General features: G+C 44.7%; 6 protein-coding genes. All 6 read left to right on the top strand.

Going from position 1 to position 13,887, the window contains the following annotated elements; all coding sequences use genetic code 11:
- Positions 1-20 precede the first annotated feature (20 nt).
- Positions 21-665, top strand: a complete 645-nt coding sequence (locus BT127_RS13590) for a hypothetical protein (protein WP_075425520.1) — start codon at positions 21-23, stop codon at positions 663-665.
- A gap of 51 nt (positions 666-716) precedes the next feature.
- Positions 717-3,314: an ATP-dependent chaperone ClpB gene (gene clpB, locus BT127_RS13585; protein ID WP_075425519.1), complete on the top strand. Its 2,598-nt coding sequence runs from the start codon at positions 717-719 to the stop codon at positions 3,312-3,314.
- 167 nt (positions 3,315-3,481) lie between these two features.
- The gene (locus BT127_RS13580; RefSeq protein WP_075425518.1) at positions 3,482-4,051 is read left to right on the top strand and encodes an HD domain-containing protein; all 570 of its coding nucleotides are present in this window, start codon (positions 3,482-3,484) and stop codon (positions 4,049-4,051) included.
- A 272-nt stretch (positions 4,052-4,323) separates the two neighbouring features.
- Entirely contained in the window at positions 4,324-4,614 is a 291-nt protein-coding gene (locus tag BT127_RS13575; protein ID WP_318257258.1) for an HU family DNA-binding protein, read from the top strand.
- 20 nt (positions 4,615-4,634) lie between these two features.
- Complete coding sequence (locus BT127_RS13570; protein ID WP_075425516.1) at positions 4,635-5,015, top strand: DUF6465 family protein; 381 nt, start codon at positions 4,635-4,637, stop codon at positions 5,013-5,015.
- A 398-nt stretch (positions 5,016-5,413) separates the two neighbouring features.
- Positions 5,414-13,887, top strand: an 8,474-nt coding sequence (locus BT127_RS13565; protein WP_139275544.1) for a SpaA isopeptide-forming pilin-related protein, incomplete at its 3' end; no start/stop codon positions are given.

Below are 13,887 nucleotides of genomic sequence, written 5' to 3'. Positions count from 1 at the left end.
ATATAACAGAGGTGATGAAAATGAAGAAAAGCGTTTATAGCCTTGTGCTTATGGACGATGTTATCCGTGCAGTTGATGCGGAGGCTTACCGACTCGGTACGAGCCGCTCCAACCTCATAAATCAGATACTGGCTGAACGCCTTTCCTGCGTTACACCTGAAATGAGGATGAGAGAAATATTCGACTCAGTCTCGGAACTTATCAGCAGCAGCTTCCAGATACAACAGCAGCGCTCCGCTTCGCTTATGACGATGCGTACTGCCTTGCAGTATAAATATCGTCCCACGATCAATTATAAAGTGGAGCTTGAAAGAGTGCCTGCGGATTACATCGGTACGGTGAGGGTTCAGATAAGAACTCAGAATCCCGATCTTATCTCGATGTTCAACAGCTTTTTTGCCTATCGTATAAAGCTTGAATCCACGCTGTTGAAGAAAAAAGGCTTTGATAACTACGCCTGCAAGCTTGACGCAGGCAGCTTCACGAGAAAGCTCATCAATTCCCACACAATGAACGACGAGGAAACGGGCGAGGCGATAGGTGAGTATCTTACCGACCTTGACAGAGCTGTAAAAACCTATTTTGCAGCGCCTGAACACTTCCGTGAAGTCATAGGACAGTTTGAAACGGCATATGAGGATATGCTTCAGAGGTACATTTTATAGCAAAGTTATGAATGTCAAGGATAAAAGTGAAAGTTACAGGAGGGAAATAATATGAATGCAGAGAAATACACTCAGAAGTCCATAGACGCTGTAAGAAAGGCACAGAGTATTGCTGTTATGCAGTCCAATAACGTGATAGAGCCTGTGCATCTTCTTGCGGGACTTCTCAAACAGGAAAATGGTCTTATCCCACAGCTTCTCAGAAGAATGAACGTTGATGCGGATATCTTCGAGGGCGAGGTGGATAAGAAGATAGGCGGACTGCCGAAGATCACAGGCAGCGGCAGAAGCAGCAATATAGGTATATCCGCAGAGGGTGACAGAGTTCTTACCTCCGCAGAGGATATTGCAGGCAATATGAAGGACGAGTTCGTTTCCGTTGAACATATCATGCTTGCACTTATCGACTGCAAGAACAATGACGTTGCTTCGCTTCTCAGGACCTTCAATATTACAAGGGACAGCTTCCTCAGCGCACTTATGTCCGTAAGAGGAAATACCCGTGTCACAAGCGAGAACCCTGAGGATACCTATGATGTGCTTACCAAGTACGGTCAGGAGCTTGTGGGACTTGCAAGACGCAATAAGCTTGATCCTGTTATCGGACGTGACAGCGAAATACGAAACGTTATCCGCATACTATCGCGTAAAACAAAGAACAACCCTGTCCTTATCGGTGAGCCCGGTGTCGGAAAGACTGCTATCGCTGAGGGACTTGCACTTCGTATCGTTGCAGGAGATGTCCCCGACAGTCTTAAGGACCGCAAAGTATTCTCGCTGGATATGGGCGCACTTGTGGCAGGTGCAAAGTACAGGGGCGAATTCGAGGAGCGTCTTAAAGCTGTGCTTAACGAGATAAAGAACAGCAACGGTCAGATACTTCTCTTTATTGATGAGCTTCACACTATAGTCGGCGCAGGCAAGACAGACGGCGCTATGGATGCCGGCAATCTTCTTAAGCCTATGCTTGCGAGGGGCGAACTCCATTGTATCGGAGCTACCACACTCAACGAGTACCGTCAGTACATCGAGAAGGATCCTGCGCTTGAAAGACGTTTCCAGCCTGTTATGGTCGATGAGCCTTCTGTTGAGGACACTATATCCATCCTCAGAGGACTCAAAGAACGCTACGAGGTGTTCCACGGCGTAAAGATACACGATAATGCACTTATCTCCGCAGCAGTGCTCTCCAACAGGTACATTACGGACCGTTTCCTCCCTGATAAGGCTATTGACCTTATAGATGAAGCATGTGCAACTATCCGCACGGAAATGGACTCTATGCCTACCGAGCTGGATGTTATCTCACGTAAGATAGTTCAGCTTGAAATAGAGGAAGCTGCCCTTAAAAAGGAAAGCGACTCTATCTCGCAGGAGCACCTTGAAGAGATACAGAAGGAACTTGCCGAGCTGCGTGAGAAATTCAACAGCATGAAGGCAAAGTGGGAGAACGAAAAGAATGATATATCCGCTGTTCAGAAGCTTCGTGAGGAGATAGAACAGGTGAACGGCGAAATAGAAAAGGCAGAGCGTGAGTATGACCTTAACAAGGCGGCTGAGCTGAAATACGGCAAGCTTCCGCAGCTCAAAAAGGAACTGGAAGACCTTGAACATCAGGCAGAGGAGGACCTTAAGGGCGAACGTCTGCTCCGTGATAAAGTAACAGAGGACGAGATAGCCAAGATAGTATGCCGCTGGACGGGTATACCTGTTTCCAAGCTTATGGAAGGCGAAAAGGAAAAGATACTGGGACTTGAATCCCTGCTTCACAAGAGAGTTATCGGTCAGGACGAGGCTGTAACAAAGGTCAGTGAGGCGATACTCCGTTCAAGGGCAGGCATACAGGCTCCCGACAGACCTATAGGTTCATTCCTTTTCTTAGGTCCTACAGGCGTAGGTAAGACCGAGCTTGCAAAGGCTCTTTCGGAGATACTGTTCGACGATGAACGCAATATCATCCGTATCGATATGAGTGAGTATATGGAGAAATTCAGCGTGAGCCGTCTTATAGGAGCGCCTCCCGGATACGTCGGTTACGATGAAGGCGGTCAGCTTACAGAGGCGGTACGCCGCAAGCCTTACTCGGTAGTACTCTTCGATGAGATAGAGAAGGCTCATCCCGATGTGTTCAACATCCTTCTTCAGGTTCTGGATGACGGACGTATAACGGACTCTCAGGGACGTACAGTCGATTTCAAGAATACTATTATAATACTGACATCCAACCTCGGTTCGCCTTATATACTGGAAGGTATCGACGCAAACGGCGAGATAACAGAGGATGCAAGGGCGAAGGTCGACAGTCTTCTTAAAACGCAGTTCAGACCGGAGTTCCTTAACCGTCTCGATGAGATAATCTTCTATAAACCTCTTACAAAGACCGAGATAATGAGTATCGTTGACCTCATGCTTGCGGATCTTCAGAAGCGTCTGGACGATAAGCACATACGTATAAATGTTTCGGATGCTGCAAAGAACTATATCGTTGACTGCGGCTATGATCCGAACTTCGGTGCAAGACCGCTGAGAAGATTCATACAGCGCAAGGTCGAGACTCTTGCGGCTAAACGTATAATCGGCGGAAATCTCTCGGCAGGGGATACTATTGATATAGACCTTGATGAGAACGGCGAGCTTGTGGCGGATTAAGATACACGGAATGTGTACTGATGTCCGATCACGGTGCTGATATAGAATGAGCTGAGCCATAGTGCTTCCGATGTAAAGTCGGAAGTGCTGTGGCTTTTTTTGTTGACATTATGGTGTTGTTATGCTATAATTGCTGACGATATATTTTGATTGAAAGGGGAGGTCATATGGATGTGCGTGAGTATTTGAATATACTGCATATTGCTGAAAGGCTGAAAGATACACCGAGACATTGTACCACAACAAAAGGCAGGACAGAAAGTGTGGCAGAGCATAGCTGGAGAGTATCCCTCATGGCATTATTGCTCAGGAACGTTTTCCCTGATGCTGACATGAACAAGGTCGTAAATATGTGCCTGATACATGATCTCGGAGAGTGTTTCACGGGTGATATCCCGACTTTTAATAAAACAGATTCCGACCGACAGACCGAAGATTCACTTCTGCGGCAATGGATAAGTGCAATGCCTGCCGAACTGTCAAAGGACCTTTTGGCATTATACAGTGAAATGGATGCGCAGAAAACCAAAGAGGCTAAAATATACAAGGCACTTGATAAGCTTGAAGCGCTGATACAGCATAATGAATCTCCACTCAATACGTGGTCGGAGAATGAATTTGAGCTGAACAAGACCTACGCATTTGACACGGTTGCTTTTTCGGAATGGCTTGTTGAACTCAGGAAAGCTATCCTTGAAGATACGAATGAAAAAATCAATACAGAAGCAAATGTGTAAAGCTTTTTTATTCCGCATGACCTGCCCGGCAGTTCAATGAAATCTGCATAAAATCGCCGAAGACGAGGCATAATTAAAACAGTGAACAGTGCCTGACCGGCGCAAAAGCCTGCGTGACCCCCCGTACATGACGGAAAATAGCCAAAAACTATAGCTGTTTTCAATAAAAAAAGGACCGCTAAAGGCTTGGAATCGGGCGAAATGTCATTTTTTCCCAAATTCCTTGACAAATCGGCATAAAGGGTATATAATGCAAGTATAAATTTATTATATTGGAGGATAAACACATGACAAAGACTGAACTGATCAGTGTCGTTGCTGAAAAGACTGATTTTACAAAGAAGAACGCTGAGGCTGCTGTAAACGCAGTTGTTACAGCTATCACAGAAGCTCTTGCAAGCGGCGATAAGGTATCTATCGTTGGTTTCGGTACTTTCGAGGTTCGTGACAGAAAAGAGAAGCAGGTAATCAATCCTCAGACAAAGAAAATGATGACAGCTCCAGCTTCAAAGGCTCCTGCTTTCAAGGCTGGTCAGGCACTTAAGAACGCTGTTAACAAGTAATTTCACGGAGGTAAATCATTATGCCAAGAGCAACTAAGAAGGATGCAGAAACTGCTGCAGAGGTAAAAGAAGTTAAGGCTGCTGCTCCTGCAGAGGAGAAGAAGACTGCAGCTAAGAAGTCGACAACTGCAAAGAAGACTGCTTCAACAGCTAAGAAGTCGACAGCAGCAAAGAAGACAACTGCTGCTAAGAAGACAACTGCTGCAAAGACAGTTGAAGAGAGCAAGGTAGTCATCCAGGCTAACGGCTCTGAGGTGAATGCTGCCGATCTCGTGGAAAAGGCAAAGGCTGCTGCAGGCATCAAGACTGCAAAGAAGGTCGATGTATACGTAAAGCCCGAGGTTAACAAGGTATATTACGTTATAAACGGCGAAATCTTCGGCGATTTCGATCTTTTCTGATAAAGCCTTAAAAAACTGAATCATTATTCATGAAAGACTGTACAGTTATTGCTGTGCAGTCTTTTTTGTTATTCGATCAAATATTATCGGTATACAAATAGTTATATTTCGGGGCGGTTTTTCTAATGGTATACAAAAAAATTAACCATTCATATGAGAATAAAAATAAAAAATTAATCAGTACACAATCAAGTCTTAAACTCACGGTTTTTGTGCAAAATAGCCATAAAATATCGTCAAAAATCTAAATTACGATTAAAAATATTCTATTGCAATTGTGATTGTGATGTGATATAATATGTTTATCAAAAATATTCAAAATATTTAAGAAATCTACAAACAGTATATTTTGAGTGTTTTTTTATGATATATAATATTTCAGAAAGGGTGAAAGACTTATGAGAAAAACATTAGGTAAACGCATGATAAGTGGTATTACCTCGGCTTTACTGGCTGTTACCTATGTCCTTCCTCAGAGTATGGGCAGAGTCGGGCGAGAGCTTCTATCTGCTGATGCTGTCAGTGAGAGATATATGGTCCCCAATGTCTACGGACAGGACGCAAATAACGGCTACAGTCCGAAGGCGCTTTCTCAGGCGACTCTCCTCGTAGGTGACGGAAGTCCGCTGGCTGCTCTTGATGGTTCGGCAAAGAAATCCATCACGAATGCCAGAAATACCTACTTCCTCGGAATTGCTTCACAGTTCGGCATATTCCTTGAGGAAAACATGGAAGTCAACGGCGCCGATGCCGAGGGACGTGTTGCTGTCGGCGGAAATCTTACTTTCGCAGGCAACTGGAACTATCAGGTAGGTAATGGTGACTACGCTACAATGGCTGCTCTCATCGATGTTGACGAGTACAGCGGAATAACTAATTTCGCACATGCTATCGTTGGCGGAGATATCGCCAATATCAACGTTTTCGGAGCTTCCGATAAGGACGGTGGCAGAGGCGGATTGTGGCATGGAAATACCGCTTATTATCCTGAGGACGAGGACCGCTATAAGAGATTCGTTTTCCAGAACGGCTATAATGAATACGATGCCGGTACAGGCACAGGTTCATACCACCTTGGTCCAGACGGTACCAAGTACACACCTTATGGTATACACCAGCATGACGATCTTGATATCAATGAAACAGCCGCTTTCTATGAAGGTACTCTTATTGATTTCCCAACCGAGTTCGCATGGCTTGAGGAAAGAGGAAATGAGCTTGCCAAGATAGAACCTAACGGTAATGTTGAACAGAATGGCGGAACTCTTAACCTCACTTACGACGGACCTCCTGTTGATACTATTTACTTCTACGTTCCCGAATGGAGAGGCACCAGTCAGGTCGTTATAAGCGGCGACGGTGTAAGAGGAACCGAGAACTACGTCATCTCGTGTCCTACAGAAAAGATAGAAATGAAGGGCAACGTCGAGACAAAGATACTCGATAAGGTCATTTCAAACACAGGCGGCGTTTCAACAAACAACAGCGCTGAATCATCCCAGATACTTTATAACTTCTATAAGTGTACCGACCTCAACTTCGGCGGCAACATGAATGGTACACTCTTTGCTCCGCTTGCAGCGGCACATTCAAACTGGGAAGGTACAGAAGGTCACCTTTCAGGTGCGCTGATCGCAAAGTCATACCACGGAAGTATGGAGTTCGGATATCGTCCGTATCTCGGACCTGTTGATATCCTCGGCGTAACTTCAAGCTACATCATTGATGCTTACAAGTTCGGTCCCGACGGCACAACTCCACTCGCAGGCGCAGAGATAGGTCTTTATGAGATAGCTCTCGATGACAGCGGCAATATTATCATGGACGGCGACGAGCCCGAAATGACACTTGTTGATTTCGCTTATTCAAACGAAAACGGCAAGGTTAGCATTCCTGTTTCAGAGGACGGCTACTATTGTATAAAGGAAATTACTCCTCCTGCAGGTTACGCTCTCAGTGATGAGGCTTACTACTTCAAAGTTAAGGACTCATCCACAGAAAACAAGGTGAAATATCCCACAGGTTCTTACTACAATGCAGAGATAAAGATATACGATGCGGCTGAGGCTGTCAGTGCGGCAGGTCTTGATTCCGGAGCAACAGTAAAGGAACTTGAAGAAAAGGGCTACATTGCTATAAACGCTCCGAAGGACTATCAGGGCTATAAGATACAGAGTTCGGATTTCGATGTTTATAACAATGATGCAAACGCAGACAGATACGGTTACTTCACAGGCAAGAATGCAAAGGTAAATTCAGTTACTCTTTATTATGAGACAGAAGAAGAACATGATATTTTGACTAATAAAGCAAACTTGGGTTCTAATTACACCTATAAGTGTTTTGAATTACAAGGTTGTTCAATACCTGGCGGATATATTCAGCCAAACGAATATGCATCTGTTCAAGGAAAAAATGTTGTAGATGTAATATTTAATGTTGAACTTAATGAAGATGCAAAATATCTTCTTGCATATGATAAGAACCAAAGGAACGATTATGTGTTATCTATACCACTTAATGGTTCAGGTCAGTATTCAGCAATTGAAAATGGTATCACTGACATTACAGGATTTAATAATTTGATATTTAGCTTTACAAATTCTTTAGGCTCGTTTAATGATGTTGCTACGGAAATAGGTAAACTGACCTCGTTTACAATGGTATATGAAGGAAATTGCATCAAAACAGGTCAAAAAGAAACTGTTAAAGTTGATAAGAGTGAAAAATACGATATCTCTGATAACGGAGAGGTACAGGGCGATAAGAATGCGTTCAATACCGCTCTTCAGAAGGCTTACAAGGTAGAGGCGGACGTTACTGTTAACGATTCTCCTGCTACTGTTTCAATGGGTAACTTCATCAAGGACAAAAGCGTTGCTTCTTCAGGCACTGTTGAACTCTTTAACAGCAAGGAAGGTCTTGCATCTGCACCTTATAAGTATTACCACTACGATCCTTCAGGCACAACTTACAACAGCATCAAGGACAATGCAATTTATGCGGGCGACAGCACTCTCAGACTTATAAAGAAAGCTGAATCCCCTGATGCTCCTGATGATGTTCTCACAGACAGAACGTATACTACAAAGAACGGCAAGAAGTATGATTATAATGATATGGAGATAACAGGCGCTCCCGATCATACAGAAAATGCATACGAGATTGTCAAGTATACAACTGCTGAAGTAGACTACTACTCAGATCCCGAATTCACAAACAAAACAGGTCATAAGAATACAGACCCTCTTGATGTATCCAAAAACGGATATATCGTAAAGCGAGATACATATACCTTTGATGTGGACGATACAGGCAAGATCACAAAGGTATATAAAGAAGGCACGGAAGTTACAGATTCAGACGAAAAGGCAAGATTCACATCAAAGCCTCTGTATGAGCTTGATGCGGATTCTCCTAACGGACAGTACTGGATGCTCTGTGACGGAAACAGCATGAATCCTCTCATAAATATCTCACCTGATGAATCAAATAAATACACATTCACAGATAAGGAAGCGTTAAGAATTGCCAAGGTCGATAAGGAGTCTCCTGATGTAACTATAGGCGGTGCAGAGATAATTATCGACAAGGTGAAGCTTGCTCCCGACGGATCTATAGAATCTATAGAGAAGTCGTACACATGGAAATCTGAAGTGGGCGGAGCAAATCTTGCAGACGTACTTAATTCCGAACCCGAAAAGAATGCAGTCTACAGAATGCGCGAGATCAAACAGCCGTCAGGCTACATGCTCACAACAGACTATACATTCTTCAAGACCGACGGTACTTACTTCTATTCCCAGACAATAAGCAACACAGGCAAGGTCAACGAAGCAAACTGGGCAAAGAACAAGATCGAAGGCAGCACACTGGCTCAGAGATCTGCTATACTGGCAGATGAAAAGAGCGCTCCATTCAACCTCAGAAAGATCGATGCCGCAACTAATAATACACTCAGCGGTGCAACGCTCCAGCTCATAAGACTTTATGATGCAGGCGTTGATAAGATAAAGGCTGGCGAAGGAAATGTTAAGTTCAGCGATCTCGAAAGCACTGATTACAAAGTAGTTGAAAGCGATATAAGCAGCGCTATCACTAAGCTCGAACTTACAGAATTTGCTTCAAACACAAATTACTACGCAGTTGTAGAGACAGCAAGTCCGGCAGGTTATTCAGATGCAGAACTTGACAAGATAAACGTCTTTACACTTACAAACGACGGAACAAAGCTCACAGCAAGTATCGGTATTGAAGATGTTGCTGCAGGCATTACAGTTCCTACACAGGGCTTCAGTGTCATTGATGACAAGGAAGGTCATATCACAGTTTCCTTCCCGAATAACGAACAGGGAAGCAGACTTTCATTCACTAAGGTCAACAACGACGGTCTCGCACTTTCATCAGTTGATGATGATATAAGCAAACTCAATATAGTCGTTTCAAAGTTCACAAAAACTCCTGAAGGCTATACAGAGGCCGCAGTTCCCGAGTCCGACCAGCGCGGTGCTGATGCAGTAACATACAGCGCTAAGCTCGGAAGAAACGGACTTACAGCAAGTCAGGATACAAATTATGTATTCTATAAGATAGAAGAGGTCATGGTACCTGAAGGTTATACAGGTGCATCTCCTATATACTTCTATTATACACAGCAGAATGGTCGGTACAGAGTATACGTGCTCGATACTAACGCAGAAGGCAAGCAGGATGCAGATTTCACAGATGCTTCAAACTACACTGCTGTTACAGCCGAAAGGATCGGCTCTGACAATGTTTACAAGATAAACATGGTCGACAAGGCTGTAGAGACTGATATCTCATTCCGCAAGGAAAATAACGCTCTCAAGGACGACGACGGAACAGTCGTTGCAGATCACGATCCTGTTGCAGGTGCTCAGCTCAGACTTACACTTGATAAGGTCTATGCTGTAAAGGATTTCTCAAAGGTTACTGCTTCTGATGCAGACGGAGAGGTCACACTTACAAAGGGTACTGTTGAAACAGTTGACGAGAACGAAAAAACAGTTGTCAAGAATTACATCCAGTGGACTTCAACAGGCAAGGATGTCAAGCTTGCAAATCTTCCTGACGGTGAGTATACACTCTCTGAGGAAAACAGACTTGAAGGCTATAAGCCGTTCGCACCTATAAAGGTAAGCGTTATGGACGGTAAGCTTGCATGCATGTCGACAGATGCTTCTGATACAGCTCGTATAGTTGACTACGGCGAAGACACATACGGTATAGTTAATGAACTTCTTACTATCAACATAAGAAAGACACAGTATTCAAATGCTACAGCAAACAGAGATACTCCTGTTCCGGGCGCTATCCTCAGACTTACAGGAAAGAACGGAACCGCGAAGATCAATCTTGCTGAAAGCGGAGTTGTAATGAGAGACGTTCTCTGGAACGGCACTAACATAGGCGACAGAGTTAAGCAGAACGTTATTCAGGACAGAGTTCCTGAGGATCCTTTAACATACGAATGGGAAACAGTATGCAACGCTGTTACATTTGAAAAACTCCCCGACGGTGTCTACACTATCTACGAGGTATCAGCTCCCGAGGGTTACCTCAAGGCTGAAACAGACAAGACCTTCACAGTAAAGAACGGTCAGCTCGTTGAAAAGGAAGACACAAGCATATCCGCAACAGTTACTAACCAGAAGATAATTTCTGTGAACAAGGCAGCCCTTAACGGAGAAGAGAAAGCTGAGCTTGATACATCAAACAAGGCTAAATTCAGACTCTCTGTAAATACGGGCAAGAGCGAATCGCTCACTCTCGACGGCGTAAGGATAAATCCCGGAACTGATGACGAGATCGTCGCTCCGGAGGGTGCGACATCCATCGAATTCGAGGGCAATGCTACCAATTTCGTAGGACTTAAGGACGGCTCTTACATACTTGAAGAGATCGCAGCTCCCGACGGTTTCACAGCAGTTAAATCCACATTCAATTTCACTATCAAAGAGATCCTGGTATATCCCGACGGTACTCCGATAGAAAATCCTGAGGGCATAGTTTCCTACAGATACGTTCAGAAGATCACTCTCGACGATGCTGAGACAACAGGTATCGCAGTATCAAATGCCGAGAATGATACAAACGTAACTATCACAGACCAGATATCCAAGATAACTGTCAACAAGTTCGATGATGACGGAACCACACTCCTCCCTGCTGATAAGAACGCTGTTCTTCAGATAGAGATGAAGAGTGCATCAAAGACAGCCGTTAAGCCTGATGAGCTCCACTATGATGCTATATGGGTAGGCGGCAAGAAAACATGGAACATGTCAGAGAATCCTAAGGAATTCACAGGACTCCTTGACGGTACATACGAGCTCTCAGAGATAAACGTTCCTGACGGATATCTTCCTGTTGCTTCCAAGGTATTCACCATTAAGGACGGCGTAATGAGCTATGAAGTACTGACGGACGATGTTCTCGACGAAGAAGGCAACGTGGTAACTGCGGGCGCGATCGTTCCTGTTACTACAGACGCTATCGGACTTGTAAACCACACAGACACAACTACAACAACAGTTGCTACAGCACATGTAGACATACAGAAGCTTGCTGACAGCCTTACAACAGCAGCAGGCAGCGAAGAGACTTCCGCAGATCTTTCACTTGAGAATGCATACCTCACACTTGAGAGAGTAGTTCCCGAGGGCGAGACTCCTGCACTCTTCCCGATCGGCAGCATAAAGCTTCAGGATAACGACGGCAGACTCGTAAACGGCAGCGGTAACGCACTTGTATGGGTATCAGGCAAGAAGCCTGCAGAGCTCTTCCTCCCTGAGGGCGAGTACTTACTCAGCGAGATAAAGGCTCCTGACGGATACGAAACAGCTGAACCTATCAGATTCTCTATCGTGCAGACAGAGGATTCAGTTCCGGGAGCTGAAAAGCTTCAGATCAAGGTCGGCGGTCAGGTAATGGACAAGATCGAAATGATCGATAAGCTGGTAACAGCAACGACCACTACTACTGCGACCACCACCACAACGACAACCACAACAACTACTACAACTACATCGACAACAGATACTACATCCACAACTACCACAACATCTACAACAACCACAACTACATCCACAACGACTACTACATCAACAACAACTACAACTTCTACAACAACAACCACCACATCTACAACCACTACTACATCCACAACAACCACAACTTCTACAACAACTAAGGCTACAACTTCAAATACAACATCATCCGCACCGACAACATCGGCTGCAACAGAAGTTGTTACTACAACTACAGTTGCAAGACATAAGGTAAACATAAGCAAGGCTGAACTTGGCGGCAAGGAAGTCAAGGATGCATCACTCACTCTCAAGGGCGTAAGAGAAGACGGTTCTGAAATAGAATTCAGCAAGGAAAACATTACAGTCGGCGAGGGCGGCGAGCTCATAAGCGGCTCAGGCGATGCAATAGTATGGATGTCAGGAAACAAGCCTACAGTTGTAATGCTTGAGGACGGTATCTATACACTCCACGAAGTAGCTGCACCAAACGGCTATGAAAAGGCAAGCAATATCACATTCACAGTCAAGGACGGCAAGGTAGTAAAGGGCGGCAAGAACGACAGTACAGTTGAAATGATCGACGAGATCGTTACAACAGTTACTACTGTATCAGGTGCAAAGCCTGCTACTACAACCACGACCACAACAGTCAAGACTACTACTACAACAGTCAAGACCACAACAGCTACAACTGCTACCACAGTTTCGGGACAGACTGCTGCAACAACTGTAGCAAGAAACTACATCAGCATCAGCAAGGCTGAACTGGGCGGCAAGGAAGTAAAGGACGCTTCACTGACACTTAAGGGTGTAAGAAGCGACGGCACAGAGATAGAGTTCGCTAAGGATTCTATCGTAATAGGCGAAGGCGGTACAGTAATAAGCGGTTCTGGCGATGCTCTTGTATGGGTATCAGGCGAAAAGTCTACAACAGTTCTCATAGAGGACGGCGAATATACTCTCCACGAGATAGCAGCTCCGAACGGCTACGAAAAGGCTACCGACATTACCTTCACAGTCAAGAACGGTAAGGTTGTAAATGGCGGCAAGAACGAAAGCACAGTTGAAATGATCGACGAGATAATAACAACTGCAGCAACAGCTTCGACAACTGCGGCTACAACTACAACAGCAACAACTACAACAGTCAAGTCTGAAACATCAGCAACTACTACAGTAGAGACTACCGTATCGACTTCTGTAACAACAGCTGTAAAGACAGAGGCTTCAACTGTTGAAAGCACGACCGATACAACTTCAACTACTACAGTTACAACTGCAACATCTGAAAAGACAACTGCTTCGACTGTATCAACAACAGTAACTACAGAGACAGCAGTAACAACAACTACAGCCGAACTCCATAAGATCAATATCCATAAGGCAGAACTCGGCGGAGCAGAAGTTGACGGTGCTACGATCTCTCTCAAGGGCGTCAAGAAGGACGGAACAGCTATAGAGTTCACAAAGGATTCAATAACTGTCGGTGAGAACGGCGTAGTAGTAAACGGTTTCGGTGAGACACTGGTATGGATCTCAGGCAAGCAGGCTACAATAGTTAATATCGAGGACGGTATCTATACTATGCATGAAGTAGCTGCACCTAATGGCTATGAGAAGGCTACCAATATTACATTTACCGTTGAGAACGGCAAGGTAGTAAAGGGCGGCAAGAATGACAGTACAGTTGAAATGATCGATGAGCGTATCGTGGAAGTTACTACTTCCACAGCCGCAGGACCGGTCAGCACAACAACTACCACAACAGTAACAGATGCAACTACAGCATCTACCACAACAGCAACAGATGCAACTACAGC

Origin of the sequence: Ruminococcus sp. XPD3002 (assembly GCA_900119535.1) — a bacterium.
In the GTDB taxonomy this organism is placed as follows: domain Bacteria; phylum Bacillota; class Clostridia; order Oscillospirales; family Ruminococcaceae; genus Ruminococcus; species Ruminococcus flavefaciens_H.
The sequence above is the reverse complement of the archived record's forward strand: the minus strand, read 5'-3'. Positions and strand labels throughout refer to the sequence as shown.